22 protein-coding genes are annotated in these 23,296 nt (G+C 65.9%); 14 read left to right on the forward strand and 8 right to left on the reverse strand.

All coding sequences use genetic code 11. The features are described 5' to 3' along the window. Window positions 1-43: 43 nt before the first annotated feature. The 3 genes from CWS35_RS33310 to CWS35_RS33320 are packed head-to-tail and all read right to left on the reverse strand — an operon-like array spanning window position 44 to window position 3,929. The gene (locus tag CWS35_RS33310) at window positions 44-1,021 is read right to left on the reverse strand and encodes a hydroxyacid dehydrogenase (protein ID WP_100956879.1); all 978 of its coding nucleotides are present in this window, start codon (window positions 1,019-1,021) and stop codon (window positions 44-46) included. Window positions 1,022-1,031: 10 nt separating this feature from the next. Continuing rightward, complete coding sequence (locus CWS35_RS33315; protein ID WP_024580104.1) at window positions 1,032-2,888, reverse strand: TRAP transporter large permease subunit; 1,857 nt, start codon at window positions 2,886-2,888, stop codon at window positions 1,032-1,034. A 9-nt stretch (window positions 2,889-2,897) separates the two neighbouring features. Further along, the gene (locus CWS35_RS33320; RefSeq protein ID WP_100955473.1) at window positions 2,898-3,929 is read right to left on the reverse strand and encodes a TRAP transporter substrate-binding protein; all 1,032 of its coding nucleotides are present in this window, start codon (window positions 3,927-3,929) and stop codon (window positions 2,898-2,900) included. 147 nt (window positions 3,930-4,076) lie between these two features. Between CWS35_RS33320 and CWS35_RS33325 the strand changes: the two genes are divergently transcribed. After that, window positions 4,077-4,823, forward strand: a complete 747-nt coding sequence (locus CWS35_RS33325; RefSeq protein ID WP_245438769.1) for a FadR/GntR family transcriptional regulator — start codon at window positions 4,077-4,079, stop codon at window positions 4,821-4,823. A 115-nt stretch (window positions 4,824-4,938) separates the two neighbouring features. On the opposite strand, the gene CWS35_RS33330 is transcribed toward CWS35_RS33325, so the two are convergent. Then, window positions 4,939-5,223 carry a hypothetical protein gene (locus CWS35_RS33330; protein WP_100955475.1) on the reverse strand — a complete coding sequence of 95 codons (285 nt, stop codon included), beginning with the start codon at window positions 5,221-5,223 and terminating at the stop codon, window positions 4,939-4,941. Window positions 5,224-5,298: 75 nt separating this feature from the next. After that, a complete protein-coding gene (locus tag CWS35_RS33335) occupies window positions 5,299-7,344 on the reverse strand; it encodes an adenylate/guanylate cyclase domain-containing protein (RefSeq protein ID WP_245438771.1) in 2,046 nt (681 codons plus the stop codon). Between the two features lie 186 nt (window positions 7,345-7,530). Here CWS35_RS33335 and CWS35_RS33340 point away from each other — a divergent pair, with 186 nt between their 5' ends. The 9 genes from CWS35_RS33340 (at window position 7,531) to CWS35_RS33380 (ending at window position 16,353) form a co-directional block, all read left to right on the forward strand. Continuing rightward, window positions 7,531-8,262, forward strand: coding sequence for a cytochrome c biogenesis CcdA family protein (locus tag CWS35_RS33340; protein ID WP_029878923.1), 732 nt, complete (start codon window positions 7,531-7,533; stop codon window positions 8,260-8,262). A gap of 136 nt (window positions 8,263-8,398) precedes the next feature. Next, window positions 8,399-8,863, forward strand: a complete 465-nt coding sequence (locus CWS35_RS33345) for a DoxX family protein (RefSeq protein WP_024580099.1) — start codon at window positions 8,399-8,401, stop codon at window positions 8,861-8,863. 87 nt (window positions 8,864-8,950) lie between these two features. Next, window positions 8,951-10,741 carry a thioredoxin domain-containing protein gene (locus tag CWS35_RS33350; protein WP_100955477.1) on the forward strand — a complete coding sequence of 597 codons (1,791 nt, stop codon included), beginning with the start codon at window positions 8,951-8,953 and terminating at the stop codon, window positions 10,739-10,741. A gap of 310 nt (window positions 10,742-11,051) precedes the next feature. Further along, entirely contained in the window at window positions 11,052-11,315 is a 264-nt protein-coding gene (locus tag CWS35_RS33355; protein ID WP_029878922.1) for a hypothetical protein, read from the forward strand. Between the two features lie 186 nt (window positions 11,316-11,501). Next, a complete protein-coding gene (locus CWS35_RS33360) occupies window positions 11,502-11,756 on the forward strand; it encodes a hypothetical protein (protein ID WP_024580096.1) in 255 nt (84 codons plus the stop codon). Window positions 11,757-11,912: 156 nt separating this feature from the next. Next, a complete protein-coding gene (locus CWS35_RS33365; protein WP_024580095.1) occupies window positions 11,913-12,761 on the forward strand; it encodes a DUF692 domain-containing protein in 849 nt (282 codons plus the stop codon). Continuing rightward, window positions 12,758-13,543: a DNA-binding domain-containing protein gene (locus CWS35_RS33370; RefSeq protein ID WP_100955478.1), complete on the forward strand. Its 786-nt coding sequence runs from the start codon at window positions 12,758-12,760 to the stop codon at window positions 13,541-13,543. Before CWS35_RS33365 ends, CWS35_RS33370 begins: the two co-directional genes overlap by 4 nt. Window positions 13,544-13,569: 26 nt before the next feature. Further along, window positions 13,570-14,559 carry a hypothetical protein gene (locus CWS35_RS33375; RefSeq protein ID WP_244442159.1) on the forward strand — a complete coding sequence of 330 codons (990 nt, stop codon included), beginning with the start codon at window positions 13,570-13,572 and terminating at the stop codon, window positions 14,557-14,559. A 105-nt stretch (window positions 14,560-14,664) separates the two neighbouring features. Continuing rightward, entirely contained in the window at window positions 14,665-16,353 is a 1,689-nt protein-coding gene (locus CWS35_RS33380; RefSeq protein ID WP_100955479.1) for a SulP family inorganic anion transporter, read from the forward strand. Window positions 16,354-16,606: 253 nt separating this feature from the next. Here CWS35_RS33380 and CWS35_RS33385 read toward each other — a convergent pair whose 3' ends face one another. Continuing rightward, a complete protein-coding gene (locus tag CWS35_RS33385; RefSeq protein ID WP_100955480.1) occupies window positions 16,607-16,999 on the reverse strand; it encodes a hypothetical protein in 393 nt (130 codons plus the stop codon). A 33-nt stretch (window positions 17,000-17,032) separates the two neighbouring features. Beyond that, window positions 17,033-18,457: an FAD-binding oxidoreductase gene (locus CWS35_RS33390; protein WP_100955481.1), complete on the reverse strand. Its 1,425-nt coding sequence runs from the start codon at window positions 18,455-18,457 to the stop codon at window positions 17,033-17,035. A 134-nt stretch (window positions 18,458-18,591) separates the two neighbouring features. Here CWS35_RS33390 and CWS35_RS33395 point away from each other — a divergent pair, with 134 nt between their 5' ends. Then, window positions 18,592-19,080 (forward strand): thioesterase family protein, encoded by a 489-nt coding sequence (locus tag CWS35_RS33395; protein ID WP_100956881.1) that lies wholly within the window; start codon window positions 18,592-18,594, stop codon window positions 19,078-19,080. Window positions 19,081-19,134: 54 nt separating this feature from the next. Here the strand turns inward: CWS35_RS33395 and CWS35_RS33400 are convergent, their stop codons facing one another. After that, window positions 19,135-19,308 carry a DUF1328 domain-containing protein gene (locus tag CWS35_RS33400; RefSeq protein ID WP_024580088.1) on the reverse strand — a complete coding sequence of 58 codons (174 nt, stop codon included), beginning with the start codon at window positions 19,306-19,308 and terminating at the stop codon, window positions 19,135-19,137. Window positions 19,309-19,589: 281 nt separating this feature from the next. On the opposite strand from CWS35_RS33400, the gene CWS35_RS33405 reads away from it, so the two are divergent. The 3 genes from CWS35_RS33405 (at window position 19,590) to CWS35_RS33415 (ending at window position 23,257) form a co-directional block, all read left to right on the forward strand. Further along, entirely contained in the window at window positions 19,590-22,103 is a 2,514-nt protein-coding gene (locus CWS35_RS33405) for an ATP-dependent helicase (RefSeq protein WP_100955482.1), read from the forward strand. A 63-nt stretch (window positions 22,104-22,166) separates the two neighbouring features. Then, entirely contained in the window at window positions 22,167-22,580 is a 414-nt protein-coding gene (locus CWS35_RS33410) for a hypothetical protein (protein ID WP_024580086.1), read from the forward strand. Then, the gene (locus CWS35_RS33415) at window positions 22,577-23,257 is read left to right on the forward strand and encodes an OmpA family protein (protein ID WP_100955483.1); all 681 of its coding nucleotides are present in this window, start codon (window positions 22,577-22,579) and stop codon (window positions 23,255-23,257) included. Before CWS35_RS33410 ends, CWS35_RS33415 begins: the two co-directional genes overlap by 4 nt. Window positions 23,258-23,296 lie beyond the last annotated feature (39 nt).

The raw sequence follows: 23,296 nt of genomic DNA on the forward strand, positions 1-23,296 counted from the left end.
CTGGCGCGCCGGTCGACGCGATCAGGATGGCGGCGTGGATGACTTACGGCCGCCGGGTCCAGCGAGCAGCATTGACGGCACCGACGGGAAGCTTGCCGGCGACGATCGTGGCGACCTGCCGCACGGTCTCCGACGATTGATGCTCGATCGCCTGCGGCGTCAGGCCACCGACATGCGGCGTCGCAATCACGTTGTCGAGCTTCGCAAGCTCCGGCGTCGGCATCTGGTCAAGCGCACGGCCGACATCCATCGCCGCACCAGCGATGCGATTGTCGCGCAGCGCCGCGGCCAGCGCGGCCTCATCGACGAGATTGCCGCGCGACAGGTTGATGAAGAACGCGTGTCGCTGCATCCGCGCCAGCGCCGCCTGCCCGATCAGGTTCTCGGTCACCTCGGTGGCGATCGCAAGGCAGACGACGTAGTCCGCCCGCGCCAGCAGATCATCGAGCGGCAGATGCTCGATCGCCGCGTCGTCGATGGTGACGAAGGGATCGGCGACCAGCACGTCCATGCCGAGCGCTTTGGCGATGCGCGCGAGCTCGCGGCCGATGCTGCCGTAGCCGATGATGCCGACGCTGCTGCCAGCAAGTTGCCGGCCCATCACGACCCCGGGCCTGCGGCCCGCATGGTAGTCGGCAGCCGCGCGCGAGACGCCGCGCGACAGGTCGACCATGAAGCCGAGCGCGAGTTCGGCGACCGACTGGATGAAGCCGGCACTCGCCTGCGTCACCAGCACGCCGGCGGCGGATGCCGCTGCGACATCGATGTTGCGGATGTCAACGGCGCAGCGCACGAAGGCACGGAGCTTCGGCAAGCGCGGGAAGATCTCGCCGGGCCCCGCGGTCATGCGATCGGCGACGATGATGTCGACGTCTTCCGCCGCCGTCACCAGGGCGGCAGCGTCGAGAGCAATATCGCCCTCATGCAGCCTGACGTCGGCAACCGCGCGCAGGCCGTTCAGGCTGCGCTCGCCGTAATAGTCGCGTCGCATCTGCGGGGTATGGGCGAGCAGGACCTTCACGATCGTCTCCCTAATAGCCCAGCGCATGCGGCAGCGCGGTGCTGATGGCGGGCACGAAGGCGATCACCAGGAGGCACAGCAACAGCAGGCCCAGATAGCCTGCGATCGGCTTGATGGTCTGCTCGATCGGCACCTTGCCGATCAGGCAGGCGCCATAGAGCCCAAGTCCGAGCGGCGGCGCGAACAGCCCGAGCCCCATCGCGATGACCAGCACGACGCCGAAATGCAGCGGATCGATGCCGAGCTTGACGGCGACCGGCAGCAGCAGCGGCCCGAAGATGATCAGCGCCGCGGCGCCTTCCAGCACCGAGCCCATCACCACCAGCACCAGGATCGACAGCAGCATGAACAGCCAGACGCCGTGGCTGCCAGAGATCGCCAGCATGAGCTCGCCGACCGCGTGCGGCACCTGTTGCAGGGTCAGGATGAAGGCGAGCGACTGCGCCGCGGCCACGATGAACAGCACCAGCCCGGACCGCACGGCGGATTGCACGAAGCAATGCGCGAGACTCTTCACGCCGAGTTCGCGGAACAGCAGGCTGCCGACGGCAATGGCGTAGACCGCGGCGAAGGCCGAGATCTCGGTCGCGGTGGCAAAGCCGCTCTTGAAGCCGAAGAAGATCATGAAGATCAGCCCGACCGATGCGATCGCGCCAGTCCACAGACCCGATACCGCCGCCCGCGGCTCGGCTTCGCCGGTCGGCTCGGGACGCTTGCCGAAGATGATCGACACCGCGATCAGCGCCAGCGCCATCAGCGCGGCCGGCAGCATGCCGGCGACGAACAGGCCGCCGATCGAGAGGTTGGCGACGAAGCCGAGGATGATCAGGTTGATGCAGGGCGGAATGGTCTCCGCCATGACCGCGGAGGCCGCGAGCAGCGCCACCGCCCCGCCGGGATTCTGTCGCGAGCGGCGTGCGGCCGGGATCAGCACCGAACCGACGGCGGCGACGTCGGCCATCTTGGAGCCCGAGATGCCGGAGAACAGCACCATCGACATCACCATCACGACGTTGAGCCCGCCGCGCATCCGCCCGACCGCACGTTGCAGCAGTTCGATCAGCCGCACCGACATGCCGTTGGCTTCCATCAGGTAACCGACCAGGATGAAGAACGGGATCGCCAGCAGCACGAAATTGTCGATGCCGCGCGCCATCTGCTGGGCGAAGATCACGCCGGGCAGCGTGCCCTCCACCCAGATGAAGATCAGCGCCGCCAGCGCCAGCGCGAAGCCGATCGGCAATCCACCGAACAGCGTCAGGAAGAAGCCGACCAGCATCAGCGCCTGCGACGACGGCACCGACGAGGGCGCAAGCGCGTCCCAGGCCAGATAGAGCGCGACGATCACGGCGGTGGCAACGATGCCGGCCAGCATGTCGCGCAACGGACGGCCGCAGAACGTCTCGACGGCGAAAATCGTCATGAACGCGGCGCCGACGCCCATCGGATAGAACGTCCACTCCAGCGGCAGCCCGGAGCCCGAGGTCTGGCCGGTGGTCAGCCAGCCCATCTTGATGGCATTGAATGCGACGTAGGCGGCGATGATGGCGACGAGCAGCGCACCGACGGCGTCGACGATCCGCCGCACGCCCGGCGGCAGCATGTCGACGAAGAAGGCGACGCCGAGATTCTCGCTGCGGGCCAGCGCGCTGGCCGCGCCGAAGAAGCTCGACCCGACCATCAGGCCGCGGGCGACGTCGTCGGACCATTCGACCGGCGCATTGAACAGGAAGCGGGCCAGCACCGAGACACAGACCACGACGAGATCGGCGGCGAGCAGGATCGCGGCGATCGCGTCACTGACGACGAGCAGCGGCGCCGTGATCCGATCACCGCTGCGGTCTGTCGCGATTGCGGTGACTGACATGCGCCGGCCTCAGGCCTGGGTGGCGCGGATCAGGTCGACCACGGCCTTGGCCTCGGGCCGCGCCTTGATGAAATTGTCGGTCTGCGGCAACACGCGCTTGCGAAACGCCTCCTTGTCGCATTCGACGACCGTGACGCCCTTTTCGACCAAGGTCGCCAGCGCCTCCTTCTCCACCGCCAGGCCGTGCGCGCGGGTCTCGATCGCCGCCTTGTTTGCCGCGTCGAGGAAGCCTTCGCGCAGCTTCGGATCCATGCGGTTGAAGGTGGTGTCGCTGAAATAGACCGCGAGCGGCGAGAAGATGTGCTGGGTCAGCGCGTAATGTTTCGCGGTCTCGTAGAACTTGCTGGCGAGGATGGTCGGCGGATCGTGCTCGAGACCGTCGAGCACTCCCGCCTGTAGCGCCGTATAGATCTCGCCGAACGCCAAAGGCGTCGCCGCGGCGCCCATCAGGCGCAGGCATTCGGTGATGATCGGATTGGGCAGCGTGCGGATCTTCAAGCCTGCGAGATCTTCCGGCGTCTTCACCGGCTTCTTTGCCAGCACGCTGCGCGCGCCGAAATTATAGGCCCAGCCGATGATGTGGATGTTGGCGCCCTTCAGCAGCGCGGCTTCGATCGGCTTTGCCGCGCCGGCGTCGAACGCCTTGGTCTGCTGCTGATAGCTGGTGAAGAGGTAGCCGAGGTCGAAGGTGCCGACCAGCGGCACCAGATTGGCCGAGATCGACGAGCCCGAGACCATCAGGTCGATCACCCCGAGCTTCACCGAGTTGATGACGTCGATCTCCTGGCCGAGCTGGTTGTCGGGAAAGAAGGTGACGTCGATCTGCTCGCCAAGCCCGTTCGCCTTCAGGCTCTTGACGAGGTTGTCGTAGTAGACGCGGCCGTTGGCGTATTTCGGATCGTTGGGCAGCGACGACGAGCACCGCATCTTCATGGCCGCAGCCTCGGCGCGGCCGATGATGGCGGGCGCCGCGGCGAACCACGCCGCCGATATGACCGATGACCGCAACACAAGGCGGCGGCTCACGCGCGTCGACGTCATGATGGTGCTCCTCCCCAGGAACGGATCGTTGTTTTCGCCGCGACACTGGCTGGGCGCGAGCTTGGCAGGCCTTTTGTCATAATGTATGACAAATCGAATGCGGTTGTGCAAGAGCGCGGCTCCGCTGCAACCCCAACGAGGCATCCGATGTTCCAGACGTCCAACGCGTTGCGCCGCAGCGTGCACAGCCAGGTTACCGACCGCGTCGGCGGCAGCATCGTGCGCGGCGAGATCGGCATCGGCGAGACGCTGCCGCCGGAAATGCAGATCTGCGAGATGATGGCTGTCAGCCGCACCGTGGTGCGCGAGGCGATGCGCACCCTGACCGGCAAGGGCCTGATCGAGTCGCGGCCCAAGAGCGGCACGCGGGTGCGGCCGCCCGAACAGTGGAATCAGCTCGATCCCGACGTGCTGCGCTGGCATCTCGAGACCGCCGAGATCGATCGCTATCTGGCCAAGCTGTTCCAGCTGCGCGCCGCGGTCGAACCGGCGGCGGCGGCGCTGGCGGCGATCCATGCCGGGCCCGACGACATCGCCCGCATCCGCGCCGGATGCGACGGCATGGACGCCGCCGCAAGCAACGAGGATTTCGTCACGGCCGACATCGCGTTCCATCAAGCAATCTATTTCGCGACCCGCAATGAGTTCTTCTGGCCGATCGCGCAGATGTTCGAGATCACGCTACGCCAGAGCTTCACCATCGCGGCGCCCGGCTCGCACCGGCCGCGGGCCCTGATCGAGCATCGCGCAGTGCTGGACGCGATCGTGGCTGGCGATGCCGACGCGGCGTGCGAGGCGACGGAGATGCTGTTGAGGCATTCGGCCGACGATCTGGTGCGGATTCGTGGCCGGGAGTTTGAGACGGCGTCGAGCAGACCTGCCCGCAAGCGGTGATGAGTCCACGCGTCTTGCCCACCACGTCGTCCCGGCCTGCGCCGGGACGACATGGTGGATGGATCTCGATTCAGGATTTCAAACAGCTCACTCGGTGTCGCGACCACCGCGTTCGTCAGGACTCGGTCTTGGAAAACTTCCGGCCGATGACGACGTGCGCGCCGTCGGCCTCGATCCACTCGTCGTGCAATTCGCCCTCGGCAACCGAGAAGACCTGTCCTGAACGGTAGGCAACCGGTTCGCCGGCCTGCCTGACAACGAACGTTCCGGAGATGACGAGGCCGCGGATCTCGAAATGATGCCGGTGGCGTCCCTTGCCGGGCCGGGGATCAAGCTTCTCGAGGCCGATCTCCTGGAAACCATCGGCCTTCAGTTGCTGTTCGAACTCGTGTGCATTCATGCCTGCTCTCCCGTCCGACCCTGCGATTGCAGAACGATAACGCCGTCTTGCGCGAACTGGCAAACACCGGCCGCACTATTTCGACCGCGCCACCGTGGTGCCGTCCCAATCCTCGTTGGTCGGATTGTCGAGCTGATGCCGGCATCGCGCGATCATCAGCGCAGACGCCGCATCGGTGCCGCGCAGGTGCTGCGCCGTCTCGAAGCCAGCCGTCGCCGCGGCGAAATCGCCGGCGCGCCAGGCGGCGAGCCCGGCCTCGTAAGACGCGATCCAGTCCCGCGCGACCGCGCTCTCGCCGGCCATCGCGATCAGCTCGTAGATCTCGAGCCCGCCGGCGCGGCCATAGACGGCGAGCCGGTCGAGCTCGCGGACGACGATGCGATCGCCCGCCAGGCGCCGGGTCTCCGGACCGATGATGATGGTCGATCCATAGACCTTGTTGGTGCCTTCGAGGCGGCTTGCGATGTTCACGGCATCGCCGATCACGGTGTAGTTGAGCCGCACCTCCGAGCCGATATTGCCGACCAGCATGTCCCCGGAATTGATGCCGATGCGGATCGTGATCGGATCGCCTCTGTCGTCGGCGAGGCCGGCCTGCGCGACCGCGCGTTGACAGGTCAGCGCGGCGCGGCAGCAGTCCACGGCGTGGTCGGGATTGGCCGCCGGCGCGCCCCAGAATGCCATGACGGCGTCGCCGATGAACTTGTCGATGGTGCCGCCGTCCTGCTGGATCGCCGCCGAGACGACGTCGAAATAGCGCGACAGCAACGGGATGATGCGGTCGCCCAGCCGCTCCGACATGCCGGTGAAGCCGGCGAGGTCGATGAACATCACGCTCATCGGCCGCACCGCACCGCCAAGCCGCGCGCCGTCGCCGTCGCTGACCAGCCGGCGCACCAGATCGGCGGGGATGTATTTGCGGAACGCGGCAAGCCCCTGCGCCATGTCGCCGATCGCACCCGAGAGGTTCTCGATCTCGGCGAGGCGCGACGGATGCCGTGCGACCTTGTCGAGGTCGAAGCGCTCGACATGCCTGATCTCGCCGACCACCTTGATCAGCGGCGCCGCGATCAGGCGCTGCGCCAGCCAGGCCGACAACAGCCCGGCGGCAACGATCAGCGCCGCGAGCCCGATCAGGAGATTGCGGATCGTCATCTGCACCGGGCCGAGGAATTCGGCTTCCGGCACCACCGTCACCAGCGACCAGCCGGGAAACGAGATCGGCGTCAGCACGGCCTGGTAGGCGAGCCCGTCGCGCGTCACCTGCGAGCGATACACCTCGCCCTCGCCAGGATTGTAGGCGCTGCCGGCCTGCCGGATCGCATCGACCGCGACCGGCAGCAGCGGATGGTCGGTCTTCAGCGCGTTGAGCTCGTCGGCATTCGGATCCGGCGCGGCGATCACCCCGCCGTCGCGATCGAGCAGGAAGGCGCCGGCGGATTTGCCGACCGTGAGCTGCGACAGGAAATTCGACACCCGCGTCAGCTCGATGATGATCGCGAGCACGCCGCTGCGCTTGCCGTCGACGTCGATCGGCGTCGCCAGCATCGCGGCCAGCCGTTCGCCGCGGGGAAGCGTGGTCAGCGTCGACCAGTGCTCGTCACTGGCCGCGATCGCCTCGCGAAACCAGGGCTGATCGGTGACGCGAAATTTGCTGTCCTCGACGGTGCTGTTCCTGAGCTTGATGTCGTTGCCGGCGTAATCGTACTGATCGGCGCGCAATTTGCGGTCGGGCGTGATGGTCAGCATCTCGACGCCGGATTCACCGAGCTTGTGCCCGGCGAAGAACGAGCCGTCCGGCCAGCCGAACGCAACCCATGAGATGGTCGGCTGCGCCTGCAATTGCGACAGGAACACGAACTCGCGCTTGCGGGCGTCGTGGCCGTCGAGCACCTGCTCGGTCAGCAGCGTCCGTACCGCGGTCATCGACGACCGCGCCTCGGTCGTGATCGATTGCAGCTCGTCGCCGACCGCGGAGACGATCTGGTCGTTGATGGTGTTGGCGAGCGTCTGGCTGACCCGTTGTGCGGTGCGCCACCACAACAGATGCACGCCGACGGCGCTGACTACGATCGAGGCCAGCACGAGGGCGGAGATGGCGCTGCGGATGCCGATGCGCATCGTTGGGGTCCCAATCAGCGGTTTCACGAGCATTACGGAACATATCCGCGATTGTTTCACCAGGCGAAGCGCCGCGTGCGGCCCGGACACGGGCCTGTGACCATAGTTGAAGGCCGGGCCGACGAAACTTCTGGATTGTTGGCCGCGTACACGCCAAGACAGGACAGTTACCTCGAAGGTTCATTGATGCACGACGTCTCGATCCCGGCGGCCCTGATCGCCGGCCTAGTCAGCTTCCTGTCGCCCTGCGTGCTGCCGCTGGTGCCGCCCTATCTGATCTATTTGACCGGCGCGACCATCGAGCAGGTCAATCAGGACGGCGCCACCGCGTCCTCCAAGCGCGCGGTGATGACGGCGGCGCTGATGTTCGTGCTCGGCTTCTCCACCGTGTTCATCGCGCTCGGCGCCAGCGCGTCCTTTGTCGGCGGACTGGTTCGGGCCTGGTCGGCCGAACTCTCGATCCTGGCCGGCATCGTCATCATCATCATGGGCCTGCACTTCCTCGGCATCACCCGGATCGGCCTGTTGATGCGCGAAGGCCGGCTGACCGCGCCGAAGCCGATCGGGCTATGGGGCGCCTACATCATGGGCCTGGCGTTCGCGTTCGGCTGGACGCCGTGCATCGGCCCGATCCTCGCCGCGATCCTCTCGATCGCCGCCGCGGAGGCCACGGTCACCAAGGGCGCCGGCCTGCTCGCGGTCTATTCCGCCGGGCTCGGCATCCCGTTCCTGCTCGCGGCCGTCATGGTCAAGCAGTTCTCCTCGCTGTTCGCGCGGATGAAGCGCCATCTCGACAGCGTCGAGCGCGTGATGGGCGTGCTGATGGTGATCACCGGCATCGGCTTCCTGACCGGCGCGGTGTCCGGCGTCAGCGTCTGGCTGCTGGAGACTTTCCCGGCATTGCAAAATATCGGCTAGCTGCCCGTAACAAGCGGACTGCCGCAGCGAAACTCCTGCCATGAGACGGCCGTAGCTGTTGACCGGCGCCGGTTGACGCAAATGCGCGTCAATGCCGGCTCCGGCCGCGGGACGACGTATTCGGGAGGGGTATCCGATGAATTCCATCGTCAACCTGCTGATTCTGCTGCCGGCGCGGATCGCCGCGCATTTTTCCTGGGCCGGACCGCTGATCATGCGGATCGTCGTCGGCTACACCTTCATGCTGGCCGGCTGGGGCAAGCTCACCAATCTCGCCCAGGTCACCGAGAATTTCGTCGGCTGGGGCATTCCATTCCCGAACATCCTCACGCCCTTTGTTTCCGGCGTCGAATGCTTCGGCGGCGCCATGCTGATCCTCGGCCTGTTCACCCGGATTCCCGCCGCGATGCTCGCGGTGGTGATGGTGGTCGCGATCAAGTCGGCCAAATGGGGCGACGTCGATTCGCTGGAGACGCTGCTCGGCTTCGAGGAGGCGACTTATTTCGCCGCCTTCATGTGGCTTGCGATCGCCGGTCCCGGCGCCGCCTCGCTGGATCGCATGCTGGTCAACCTGACGGCCGGCCAGAAGGCGCCGACCTGAGCGTTCGGCTCACAATTCCGTGACAGCGCGAGCCGCGGGCTCCCGCCGGCGCGTAGCTCGGATGACCTCGCGCTTGCCGGAGCCGCCATGAAACTGGTTCGTCTTGCCATCCTCCTTGCCGTTCTGACTTCATCACCGGTGCTTGCGGCGGAGGCGCCCGCATGGAGCGGCTGGAGCCACGATTTGTTGGCACGGGCCACGGCCGAGAAGCGCTTCGTCATCCTCGATCTCGAAGCGGTGTGGTGCCATTGGTGCCATGTGATGGAGAAGACCACTTACGCCGATCCGAAAGTGCAGGAGTTGCTGTCGGAAAAATATCTCCCGGTTCGCGTCGACCAGGATGCCAATCCGGACCTCTCCAATCGCTATGGCGACTGGGGCTGGCCCGCGACCATCGTGTTCGCGCCTGACGGCACCGAGATCGCGAAGATCAGGGGCTATATCGAGCCGGAGCGGATGCAGGCGCTGCTCAAGGCCGTGATCGACGATCCGTCGCCGGGGCCATCGGTCGGCGAGGCCTTTGCGGTCAAGCCGGCGACCTCGGCGTATCTCAGCAAGGCCCAGCGCGCCGAACTGACCAAGACTTTCGACGATTCCTACGATGACAAGCTCGGCGGCTGGGGCGAGAACCAGAAATATATCGACGCCGACAGCCTCGACCTGGCAATCAGCCGCGCCGAAACCGGCGATGCCGTGGCCACCAGGCGGGCGAAGCAGACCCTCGACGCCGCCATCGCGCTGATCGATCCGGTGTGGGGTGGCGTGTACCAGTACTCGGAAGCCGGCTCCTGGACCCATCCGCATTTCGAGAAGATCATCTCGTTCCAGTCGCAATATCTGCGGCAGTACAGCCAGGCCTATGCGCAGTGGAAGGACCCGAAATATCTCGCGGCGGCGCGCGACATCGAGCGCTATCTGACCGGCGTCCTGCTGAGCCCGGACGGCGCCTTCTATGTCAGCCAGGACGCCGATCTCAATCACGACACCGATGGCCACACATACTATGCGCTGCCTGACGCGGAGCGCCGCAAGCTCGGCCTGCCCCGCATCGACACCAATCTATATGCCCGTGAGAATGGCTGGGCCATCTCGGGTCTCGCGGCCTTCTATGACGTCACCAAAGATCCGAAGACGCTTGCTGTCGCCGAGCGCGCGGCCAGATGGGTGCTCACCAACCGGGCGCTGCCGGACGGCGGCTTCCGCCACGGCGACAAGGATCGCGGCGGACCGTTCCTCGGCGACAGCGTCGCGATGGGCCAGGCCTTTCTCGATCTCTACGCCGCGACCGGCGATCGCGACTGGCTGACCGCGGCGGCGAAGGCCGGCGACTTCGTCGCGAGCTTCCGTGACGAAGCCGGCGGCTTCTTCACCTCGAAGACGTCGGAAGGAAACACCGGTGTGTTCGCAAAGCCGGCCAAGCTGATCGACGACCAGATCCAGGTGGCACGCTTCCTAAACCTGCTCAATCGCTACTATGGCGATGACCGCATGCGCGAGCAGGCCTCGCACGCGATGCGTTATCTCAGCGGCGCGTCGACCGAGATGCCGCGCCCGCTGCCCGGCGTGCTGCTTGCCGACGACGAACTCGCGCTCGAGCCGACGCACATCACGATCGTCGGACACAAGGATGACGGCCGCGCGCAGGCGCTGCATGCCATCGCGCGCGCGCTGCCCGCCCGCTACAAGCGGCTGGAATGGCTCGACCTGCGTGAGGGCAAGCTGCCCAACCCGGACGTCGAATATCCGGATCTCGGCGAGCCCGCGGCGTTTGCCTGTAGCAACCGCATCTGCTCGTTCCCGGCCTTCGATGCCGAAGAACTGAAGGCGAACGTCGCGCAAATGGCCCGGCTGAAGCCGGCGCGCGCGGCGCAAAACTGACTAAAATCCGAACTGTGCAATGCAGCGAAGCGATCGGCAGCGCGCAACGAAATGCTCCGCCTGCCGCGGCTTTTGATATGGATCGGGTCCCGGACCGCCTCAGAACAAAATTTTCTTTTGAACCGCTGTAACCAAATCGCCTGACGCCTCGTAGCTGGATTCGGACGAGCACTCATGTCCCAGGCCCTTCCGGTCCCGGCACGATCTGATGGCTCTCCGACCATTCGTTGTGCGGTCTGGGGTCGAACGATCATCGGATGCTCACGGCGTCACATTAGTCGTCGTTCAAACAACCATTGAGGAGATCGTCATGAAGCTGAATTCCAAGTCCGGTGCGACGCTCGCAGCCGCTGCCGCCACCCTGTTCATCGCCGGCGCCGTGGTCACGACCGGCTCGACGACCGCGAACGCCGCCATGGGCAAGTGCATGGCCGGCAACGCCTGCAAGGGCCAGAGCGCCTGCAAGGGCGGCGGCAATTCCTGCAAGGGCCAGAATGCCTGCAAGGGCACCGGCTTCTCGATGACCTCGGAGAAGCAGTGCAACGCGACCGGCGGCAAGTTCGTCAAGGGCTGATCGCATCGACGACCGCCGAGGAAGGCCCGGCTCACGCACCGGGCTTTCTTCATCGAACAGCAGAGTCCGTCTGTCGCATAGCGAGGGCGGATCGTGCAGTTCTCTTCGGTGCAGCCCTGCCGAACACATCTGGCGGACGACGCACCTTTCAACGATTCTTCAACCAACGTGCACAAGGAAACGCTCATGAAGATGACCAAGTCCGGAACCGCACTTGCCGCTGCCGCAGCCACGCTGTTCCTCGCCGGCGCCGTCGTGTCGACGCCGTCCCACGCCGCGGGCGAAGGCAAGTGCATCGGCGCCAATGCCTGCAAGGGCCAGAGCGCCTGCAAGGGCGGCAACCACGCCTGCAAGGGCCAGAATGCCTGCAAGGGTCAGGGCTTCTCGTCCATGACCAAGGACCAATGCTCCGCCGCCAAGGGCAAGTTCGAGCCGGCCTGATTGCATCGATCGAGGCGGGGCCCGGCGTAGGCCGGGCCTCGTTTCCATGATAGTTTTGCACGCGAGGCGCCGGAGTCACGGCGTCAGCAGCGCGGGGACGCCATGAACGTCGCAAGCCGATTGCCGGACACGCCGACGCCGCAACGGGAACGGCCGATGCAATCGGTCAAGCCGTCCTTCCTCGGTTTCGGCCTCGGCCTGCGCGCGCAGCATTACGACGAGATCCTGAACGGCAACCCGCCGATCGACTGGTTCGAGGTGATCAGCGAGAACTACATGCTGCCGGGCGGCCAGCCGCTGCGCATCCTCGACCGGATCTGCGAGCGCTATCCCGTGGTGATGCACGGCGTGTCGCTGTCGATCGCCTCCACCGCGCCGCCGAACTTCGCTTATCTGCAAGGCCTCAAGGACCTTGCGACACGGGTGCAGCCGAAATGGCTGTCGGACCATCTGTGCTGGACCGGCGTCCACGGCAAGAACCTGCACGATCTGTTGCCGATCCCCTACACGAAGGAGGCGCTCGATCACGTCGTCAGCCGCGTGCAGTTGGTGCAGGATTTCCTCGGCCGTGCCATCGTGCTCGAGAACGTCTCGACCTATGTGCAGTTCAGCAATTCCGAGATGACGGAGTGGGAATTCCTCTCGGAACTGTCGCGCCGTTCCGGCTGCTGGCTGTTGTTCGACATCAACAATGTCTATGTCAGCGCCTTCAACCACGGCTACGATCCGATGGCCTTCCTGAACGGCATTCCGGCCGATCGCGTGGTGCAATTCCACATGGCCGGCCACAGCCACATGGGGACGCATATCATCGACACCCACGACCATCCGGTATGCGAGGATGTCTGGGACCTCTATGTCGCCGCGCTGAAGCGGTTCGGCCGCGTCTCGACCATGATCGAGCGCGACGACAATATCCCGCCGCTCGACGAACTGCTGCGCGAGGTCGAGCGGACCCGCGCCATCGCGGAGCAGGTTCTGCCAGCGGGCGCATCTGCGGCATGAGCGACTTCGCCCGCCAGCAGAGCGCCTTCCAGAACGCGATCCTGAGCGGCGACGACGATATCCTGGGCGAGATCCTCGACAGCCCGCGGGAGCGGCGCGAGACGCTGTTCGGCGTCTACCGCTATGCCTATGGATCGCGGCTGGTCGAGGCTCTCCGCAACGACCATGAGCTGCTGCATCGCTATCTCGGCGACGAGACGTTCGACGACATGGGCTACGCCTATGTCAAGGCGCGGCCGTCCGAGGATCCGAACCTGCGCTGGTTCTCGCAAGGATTGCCGGATTTCCTGACGTCCTCCGAACCTTACCGCCAGCATCCGGTGCTGGCCGATCTGGCGGCACTGGAAAAGGCGTTGAATGACGCGTTCGACGCCCGCGAAGGCAGCGTGCTTGCGCTGGAGGCGATGGCGGGATTTGCGCCCGAGCTGTGGAACGGGTTGGTGTTCCAGCCGCATCCGAGCGCGGCCCGGCTCGATCAGTCGACCAATGCAGCGGCGATCTGGATGGCGCTGAAGAACGACGAGACGCCACCTGAAGCGGAGACGCTTGCCGAGCCGTCGCGCCTCCTGGTCTGGCGCCAGGACACCACGCCGATGTTCCGCGAGCTGCCCGCCGAGGAAGCGATGATGTGGGACGAAGCCAGCACTGGCATTCCGTTCGGCGTGCTCTGCGAGATGCTCGCGACCTATGACGATCCCGACAATGCGGCGGTGCGTGGCGCGACCTATCTGCACGGGTGGATCACGGCAGGACTTCTGGCGGCAGCGTCCGTCCACGGATAGAGGGTCGCCAGCGGCGGCGAAGCGCGGTGAGGAGCATCCCGACATATCGCCTGATCGCCGCGGCGATGCTCGTCGCGATCATCATCATCGGCATCGCGTCGTGTCATGTCGCGGCGCAGTCGGAGTTCATGCGCGGCGACCGCATGCCGTATGACGCGTTCGACAAATTGCCGAAGACCGACCTCGAGGTCGGCGGCGCGACCATCCATGTCGGCTTCGCGCCCGGCGAAATGGCGCTGCCGAAAGAGAAGATTCTCGATTGGGTGAAGACGTCGGCAAGGGCCGTCTCCACCTATTATGGACATTTCCCGGTGCAGTCGCTGCGCCTGTTGCTGGTCCCGGTCGACGGCCCGCGGGTGCGCGGCGGCACCACCTGGGGCTATCGGGGTGCTGCGATCCGGGTGCTGATCGGCCGCGAGGCGAGCGAAGACGACCTGAAGCGGGACTGGGTGATGGTGCACGAGATGGTGCACACTGCCCTGCCCGATCTCGACGATCGCTACGCCTGGCTGTCCGAAGGGCTCGCGGTCTACATCGAACCGGTGGCCCGCGTGCAGGCCGGTGACCTCACCGCGCAGGAGATCTGGCGGGCGATGATGCGCGACATGCCGAAAGGGCTGCCGCAAGCCGGCGACCAGGGCCTCGACAACACCGACACCTGGGGCCGCAAGTATTGGGGCGGCGCGCTGTTCTGCCTGCTCGCCGATATCGAGATCCGCAAGCGTAGCGGCAACCGGCTCGGATTGCAGGATGCGATGCGCGGCGTGCTGGCCGCCGGCGGCAACCACGAAAAGGACTGGACGCTCGCCCGCGTGCTGTCGACCGCCGACCAGGCAGTCGGCGGCGAGGTGTTGACGCACCTGCACGACGAGATGGGGCCAAAGCCGGTGACGCCGGACCTTGCCGCGCTATGGCAGGACCTCGGCGTGAAGATGCAAGGCGAGACCGTTGCCTTCGACGACACCGCCCCGCTCGCCTCAATCCGCAAGGCGATCACCGAACCGCGCGCTCCGTAGAGTCTCGCCGCGCTTCGCAACCGCACAGCATACGAGGCCGCTGGCTTTTGGCCACGCAATGGCGGACACTTCCCGACCCTTCGCTGCCAGATGAGTCGGAGACCGATGGCCCAAACTCCCGCGCCCCACTCCCCTTGGCCGATCTTCCGTTCACTGGCCGGCTTCCGGCCCGGCAATCTGCCCGGGGACCTGATCGCGGGACTGACGCTGGCGGCGATCGCGATCCCGGAGCAGATGGCGACCGCGCGCCTCGGCGGCTTCTCGCCACAAATCGGCTTCTTTGCCTTCATGGCCGGCTCGCTCGGCTTTGCGATGTTCGGCGCCAACCGCTTCCTCTCCTGCGGCGCCGATTCCACGATCACGCCGATCTTCGCCGGCGGGCTGGCGCTGATGGCGACCGCCGGCTCACCGGACTATCAGGCGTTCGCGATGGCGCTGGCGCTGATGGTCGGCGTGATCATGATCGCCGGCAGCCTGTTCAAGCTCGGCTGGATCGCCAATCTGCTGTCGACGCCGGTGACGGTGGGCTTCCTCGCCGGCATTTCGGTCCACATCCTGGTCTCGCAACTGCCGGGCGTACTCGGCGTGACCACGCCGGACGGGCCGACGCTCTACAAGCTCGGGGTACTCGCCGAGAAGATCGACCAGACCAATGTCTACACGCTGGCGATCGGGCTTGGCGTGCTGGCGCTGGTCGCTGGATCGGAGAAGATCAGCGCCCGGATTCCGGGCGCGCTGATCGGGCTCGTCGTGGCCACCATCGCCGTGATCGCCGGGCATCTCGAGAGCAAGGGCGTCAAGGTGGTCGGCACCGTGCCGGGCACGCTGCCCAAGCCGTCATTTCCGGACATCGCGCCGGAACGATGGATCAAACTGCTGTCGCTCGCGATCCTGATTGCCGTCGTGGTGATGGTGCAAACCGCGGCGACGACGCGCTCGTTCCTGTCCGATCCGGACAAGCCGGCCGACGTCGATCGCGACTTCCTCGGCGCCGGTGCCGGCAGCCTGCTGGCCGGGCTGTTCGGCGCGTTTCCGGTCAATGCCAGTCCGCCGCGAACCGGTATCGTATCGGAGACCGGCGGCCGCACGCAGCTCGCGGGGCTGTTCGCCGCGGCCATCGTGCTCGCGCTGCTCGCCTTCGGTGCGACGCTGTTGCAGCACGTGCCCGATGCCGCGCTCGGCGGCGTGCTGCTGTTCGTGGCGCTGCGCATCATCCGCGTTGCGCAGATCGTCATGATCTTCAGCCAGTCGTTCTACGAATTCCTGCTGGTGGTGGCGACAGCCGCCGCGATCATCGTGCTGCCGATCGAGCAAGGCGTCGCGGTCGGCATCGCGCTGTCGCTGCTGCACGGCATCTGGACCACGACGCGCGGTCGGCTGGTGGAATTCGTCCATGTGCCGGGCACCACGATCTGGTGGCCGGCGGGCCCGCACACGTCCGGCGAGCGCAAGGCCGGCATCGCGGTCGTCGGCCTCCAGGCGCCACTGTCGTTCCTCAACGCGGAGGGTTTTCACAGCGGCGTGCTCAAGATGATCAACACGGCGACGCAAAGGCCGCGGCTCCTGGTGATCGAGGCCAGCGGCATGGTCGAGATCGACTTCACCGCCGCGCAGGGGCTGCGCGACCTGTTTCGCGAATGCCGCGACGACGGCGTGACCGTGGCCGTGGCGCGGCTGGAATCCTCCCGCGCGCAGGACGCGTTCGAGCGCTTCGATCTCTACGAGGTGCTGCAACGGAACCACGTCTTCCACAGCGTCGACGAGGCGGTGCGCACGCTCGGCGGGCAGGCCTAGATTTGATCGAATCGTAGCCCGGATGAAGCGCAGCGCAAGCCGGGTTCCCTCCGCATCTCGATGCCCCCCGGATTTCGCCTCGCTCCATCCGGGCTACGGGACCGCGGCGAGCATGCGCCTGCACGATTTCGGAATATTGGAAATATGCCCCTGAGTTGCCCGACGTGTCAAGCCGCCTGATCGACCGAGGCCGCCGCCGGCTGCTTTGCATGGGGTTGTTTTCGACATTTTTGGCAGGCGCCTTCACTCCGCCTCAAGCCTGCTCGCCCGCCAGCGTCGGATGCTCCTTCAAGACCTCGGCCTTGATCGAGCCGGCATGGATGGCGCGGAACAGCGCCCGCGCGGTCTTGATGTTGTTGGCCTTCATGCAGAGGCCGACGATCTCGCGCACCGCGGAATCGCGCATCAGCTCGTCGGATATCTTCATCGCGATCTCCATCGCGACCCTGGCGGCGCGCTCATAACGCGCGCGCTCGATCTGCTGCCTGTTCGCTGAGAGCCTGCCGGGCGAGCCGACCGCCTCGGCGCAGCCGGCGGCATCGCGGCAGATCGCGCGTATCCGCTGCGCGGCCTCGATGTCGCCGAGCGGCTGCGCGACCGGATCGTCCCAGATATCCTTCCGCTTGGCCTTGCTGAACAACCACATCGCCAGGGTCCTGCGGCCGAACCATCCGATGGATTAAGCGGCGGGGACGATTTTCCCGGGATTGAAGATGTTCTGCGGATCGAGCGCCTGCTTCAGCGCCCGCATCGCGTCGAGCGCCTCGGGGCCGAGTTCGGCCTTGAGGTATTTCTGCTTGCCCTGGCCAATGCCGTGCTCGCCGGTGCAGGTGCCGTCCATCGCCTGCGCGCGCTCGACCAGGCGGTGCATGAACTCCTCGCCGCGCGCCATCTCGTCCTTGTCGTTGACGTCGCAGAGCAGCGAGCAGTGGAAATTGCCGTCACCGACATGGCCGACGATCGGCGACAGCAGATTGAGCCGCTTCAGATCCTCCTCGGTCTCGGTCACGCAATCGGCCAGCCGCGAGATCGGCACGCAGACGTCGGTCGCGACGACGCCGATGCTGTCGCCGGGGCGCAGCGCCTTGACCGACCAATAGGCGTCATGCCGCGCCTGCCACAACTTGGTGCGGTCTTCCGGCTTGGTGGTCCAGGTGAAGTCGCCGCCGCCGCATTCGGCGGCGATGTCGCGGAAATTCTTCGACTGCTCGGCGACCTCGACCTCGCTGCCGTGGAATTCGAGCAGCAGCAACGGCGTCTCCGGCAGCGACAGTTTCGAATAGCTGTTGCAGGCCTTCACCTGCGCGGCGTTCAGCAGTTCGATGCGGGCGACCGGGATGCCGGTCTGGATCGCGAGGATGGTGGCCTGGCAGGCGCCGCGCACGGTCTCGAACGAACAGGCGGCGGCGGCGATCGTGTCCGGAATGCCGCGCAGGCGGATGGTCAGTTCGGAGATGATGCCGAGCGTGCCCTCGGCGCCGACGAACAGATGCGTCAGGTCGTAGCCGGCCGACGACTTCTTGGCCCGCGTGCCGGTCGTGATGATCTCGCCGTCGCCGCGCACCACCTTCAGCGCCAGCACGTTCTCGCGCATGGTGCCATAGCGCACCGCATTGGTGCCGGAGGCGCGGGTCGAGGTCATGCCGCCGAGCGAGGCGTCGGCGCCGGGGTCGATGGGGAAGAACAGGCCCTGGTCGCGCAGATGCTCGTTGAGCGCCTTGCGGGTCAGGCCGGGCTGGATCACGCAATCGAGGTCCTCGGCATGCACCTCGAGCACCTTGTTCATGTCGCGCAGGTCGATGCAGACGCCACCCGCGGGCGCGTTGACCTGGCCCTCGAGAGAGGTTCCGGTGCCGAACGCGATCACCGGCACGCGGTTGGCGGCGCAGATCCGCACCACGTCCTGGATGTCGGCGGTTTCCTGCGCCATGACGACCGCGTCCGGAGGCTGGTTCGGCAGCCATGTGGTGGTATGGGCGTGCTGCTCGCGCACCGCCTGAGACGTGACGAGCCGGTTGCCGAACCGCGCCGCCAGCGCGTCGATCGCGCGCTTCAGGGCTTGCGGTTCGGGTCGCGTCAGATCGCTCGAAATCGTTGTCGCCACGTCAAATTTCCTCCCGGCTTTAGCCGACCGTGACAAAGCTTGTATAAGGGGTCAAGAGAGCCTGACTTGAAAAAAGTTCATGCTCGAACGCCAACGGACCGGGATGGGAGATGACTTCAGTGACCGCCAGCGAGATGCCGCTTCCGCCCTCCCCGTTCAAATCCTCGGTGATGCAGATCGAGCCGCAATGGATCGACTATAACGGCCATCTCAACATGGCCTACTACAATGTGATGTTCGACCGCGCCATCGACGAGATGTGGCTGCAACTCGGCATTGGACCGGCCTACATGAAGGAGCGGAAGTGCTCGACCTTCACGGCCGAATGCCATGTCCGCTACCTGCGGGAAATCCATCTCGGCGATCCCGTGCAGGTTTCGGTGTTCCTGCTCGGCGCCGACGACAAGCGGCTGCACACATTCGAGGAGTTGCGCCATGCCGGCGAGGGCTGGCTGTCCGCGACCTCGGAGAACCTGACGCTGCACATCGATATGGAGGCGCGCAAGGTGGCGCCGTTTCCGCCCGATATCCGCGCCCGCACCCGCGCCATCGTGGAGAGTCATGCGGGTGTGCCGCGTCCCGAGGGCATCGGCCGCAACGTGGCGATGCCCTCGGCGAAATGACATCACGCATTCAGGCGACGTGGCCGCCGGCTCGCGTGATGAAGTCGCGATTCGCTAGACCCGCGTGCGGCCGCGCGCCAGTCCGACCACCGCCGACACCAGGAACAGGATGATGGCGATGAAGAAGATCGCCTTGGCGATCTCGATCGACGCACCGGCGATGCCGCCGAAGCCCAAAACGCCCGCGATCAGCGCGATGACCAGGAAGGTGACGACCCAGCTCAACATGTTCAGAACCTCTGTCTCGTTTCTTCTCGCCGGCTCTCGGCCGACGCCATGACCGAGGAGACAATCCAGCGTGGGAACACAGGTTCCTGAGCGCGAAACCGCGAAATTTTCGCCGATTTCAGGAACCAAACCGGCTTCGGACTGCTGCCAAAACCGTGACCGCGGTCCGGGATAAAACCTGTCAAAACGGCCGATCAGGCCCTATATGGCCTTCAATCCCTGCTAAGAAAGCTCCCCTTCACCGTCCCACGGTGCCATCGTGGGGCCGAGACGATTCGCCAATGACCGAGCCGAGCAAATTGCCCCATCACGGCGTTCCCGAGCACCAGCCCGCGGCTGGCGGCATCGCCGCGCGTGCGCGGGCGGCCGCCGGTCCGCAATATCTCAATGGCCTCAATCCGGAGCAGCGCGAAGCGGTCGAGACGCTCGACGGTCCCGTGCTGGTGCTGGCCGGCGCCGGCACCGGCAAGACGCGGGTCTTGACCACGCGCATCGCGCATATCCTGAGCCAGGGCCGCGCCCGGCCACAGGAAATCCTGTCGGTGACCTTCACCAACAAGGCCGCGCGCGAGATGAAGCTGCGGCTCGGCCAGATGCTCGGCCAGGCGGTCGAGGGCATGCCGTGGCTCGGCACCTTCCACTCGATCGGCGGCCGCATCCTGCGCATCCATGCCGAGCTGGTGCAGCTCAAATCCAACTTCACGGTGCTCGACGTCGACGACCAGGTGCGGCTGTTGAAGCAGCTCTTGCAGGCCGAGAACATCGACGACAAGCGCTGGCCGGCGCGGATGCTGGCCGGCCTGATCGACAGCTGGAAGAATCGCGGGCTGTCGCCGTCGCAGGTGCCGGCCGGCGAAGCCGCCTCGTTCGGCAACGGCAAGGGCGGCAAGATCTACGCGACCTATCAGGAGCGGCTGAAGATCCTCAACGCCGCCGATTTCGGCGACCTGCTGCTCGAGAACATCCGGCTGTTCCGCGAGAACCCCGACGTGCTGCGGCAATACCAGAGCCGCTTCAAGTTCATCCTGGTCGACGAATATCAGGACACCAACGTCGCGCAATATCTGTGGCTGCGCCTGCTGTCGCAGGCGCCGGCACGGCAGGGTCCTCCGATCTCGGCAATCATTCCCGGCGCGACCGATGCTGAACCGGCGAAGCAAGACGCCGCCGCGCAGCCGGCGCTGGCTCCGCCGTCCGCGCCGCCGCGAAACATCTGCTGCGTCGGCGACGACGACCAGTCGATCTATGGTTGGCGCGGCGCCGAGGTCGACAACATCCTGCGCTTCGACCACGATTTCCCCGGCGCCAAGGTGATCCGGCTCGAGCGCAACTACCGCTCCACCGGCCACATCCTGGCCGCGGCCTCGCACCTGATCGCGCACAATGAAGGCCGGCTCGGCAAGACGCTGCGCACCGAGGATGTCGACGGCGAGAAGGTCACCGTCACCGGCTCCTGGGATTCGGAAGAGGAAGCGCGCGCGATCGGCGAGGAGCTCGAGGAGCTGCAACGCGCCGGCGAGAACCTCAACACCGTCGCCATCCTGGTCCGCGCCTCGTTCCAGATGCGCGAGTTCGAAGACCGCTTCGTCACGCTCGGCCTGCCCTACCGCGTGATCGGCGGTCCCCGGTTCTATGAGCGCGCCGAGATCCGCGATGCGCTGGCGTATTTGCGCACCATCAATTCGCCCGCCGACGATCTCGCCTTCGAGCGTATCGTCAACGTGCCCAAACGGGGACTCGGCGACGCCACCGTGCAGCTGCTGCACGACCACGCCCGCAAGCGCCGGATTCCGCTGTTCGAGGCGGCGCGCGCCGTGGTCGAAACCGACGAGCTGAAGCCGAAGGCGCGCGGCAGCTTGCGCGACCTCGTGATGCAGTTCGACCGCTGGCGCGCCCAGCGCGAGGTCACCTCTCACACGGAGCTCGCCGAGATCGTGCTCGACGAGAGCGGCTATACCGAGATGTGGCAGAAGGACCGCTCGGCAGACGCCGCGGGCCGGCTCGACAACCTCAAGGAACTGGTGCGTTCGATGGAGGAATTCGAGAACCTGCAAGGGTTTCTCGAACATATCTCGCTGGTGATGGACCGCGACGGCGAGGCCGGCGACGAGGCGGTGTCGCTGATGACGCTGCATTCGGCCAAGGGCCTGGAGTTCGACAATGTGTTCCTGCCGGGCTGGGAGGAAGGCCTGTTTCCAAGCCAGCGCACGCTGGACGAGCAGGGCCGCGCCGGGCTCGAGGAAGAGCGCCGTCTCGCCCATGTCGGGCTGACCCGCGCCCGCCGCCGCGCCAAGATCTATTTCGCCACCAACCGCCGCATCCATGGCACCTGGTCGACCACGATCCCCTCCCGCTTCCTCGACGAGTTGCCGGCGCACAATGTCGAGATCACCGAATCCAAGGGCGGATCGGGCTGGGGCGGCAGCGGCGGCTACGGTGCCTCGCGCTTCGACAACCTCGAATCATTCGGCTCAAGCTATTCGACCCCGGGCTGGCAGCGCGCCCAGGCCAACCGCAATCGCGGTGGCGGCGGCCGTAGCGGCGGATTCGAGGAGCGGCAGTCGTCGTTTTCCTCGGATAGCTTCAGCCGCAGCAAGCGCGGTCCAATGGTGATCGAGGGCGAGCTGGTGGCGAAGTCCACCGGCACGACGTCGGAATTTTCGCTGGACGATCGGGTGTTTCACCAGAAATTCGGCTACGGCCATGTGGTGAAGATCGACGGCAACAAGCTGACCATCGCCTTCGAGAAGGCCGGCGAGAAGAAGGTCGTCGACAGCTTTGTGGAGCGGGCGTGACAGAACAGCCTTCGCTGTTCGTAGCCCTTGACCCCAATTGAATTCACGGGTTGAGATGGCTGCATGGTCCGGGGAGGTTTTTTCCTTTTTGTCATCGCGCTCACTGCGCCGTCGCTGGCGGTCGCGGAGACGATGAGCTTTGGCGATTCCGCGGCCCAGCTCGCCAAGGCCTGCGGCGCCGACATCACCGCCAACTGCCGCGGCGTCAACCTCGACTCCAACCGCCTCAAGGAATGCCTGTCGCGCAACCGCGACGTGATCTCGCCGACCTGCAAGGAGAGCTACTTCTCCACCCTCGATGCGATCCAGAAGCGGATCGCGGCGCGGGTGACCGTTGCCAACGCCTGCACCCGCGAGATCGTCAAGGTGTGCGGCGGCTCGACCAAGGAGACCAGCAAATCGGTGCCCTGCCTGGTCGCCGCCAAGGGCCTCAGCCGCAATTGCAGCCAGGCGATCAATGACGCGGGGTATCAATGATGCGCGCGTCGCCGCGGGGTTTGCGCGATCTCGGCGTGCTCGGCACGCTGGTGCTGCTGGCGATGCCGCTTGCGCCCGCGCGCGCACAGACCGCGATCACGCGCGACGACATCATCGCCAAGCTGGATCACTACGAGACGGATGCAACGGTCGACGTCCCCGTATTGCGCCAGCAAGTGCTCGAACGATCGCGGTTGCGATCGAAGAACGAGCCGCCGCCGCAAAAGCGGCCGCCGATCGCGCCCGACCTGACCAGCCTCCCGACGTTCAATGCCGACATCCAGTTCGACGTCGACACGCCGATCGTGCTGCCGGATTCCTATCAGACCGTCGGACGCATCGCCGACGCGCTGACCCAGTCGTCGCTATTGCCCTACACTTTCCTGATCGTCGGCCACATCGAATCGACCGGCCGGCGTGAAAACAACGCGCTGCTGAGCCAGCGGCGGGCCGACGCGATCCGCGACATCCTGGTCAACACCTTCAAGATCACGCCGAAGCGCCTGCAATCGGTCGGGCTTGGCGAGGAGCAATTGCTCGATCCCGCCCGCCCCAATGCGCCTGCCAACAACCAGTTGCAGATCATGCTGGTCGGCAAGCTCGCCGACACCGCACCGCCCGCACACCCTGCCCCGGCGGCGGCCAAGAAGCCGCCGAAATCAATGAAGAAGCGTTAGACGAAGGCCAATCCGAGCTCACTTAACGCGGTGCTACCC

It is taken from the genome of Bradyrhizobium sp. SK17 (assembly GCF_002831585.1).
Lineage (GTDB): Bacteria > Pseudomonadota > Alphaproteobacteria > Rhizobiales > Xanthobacteraceae > Bradyrhizobium.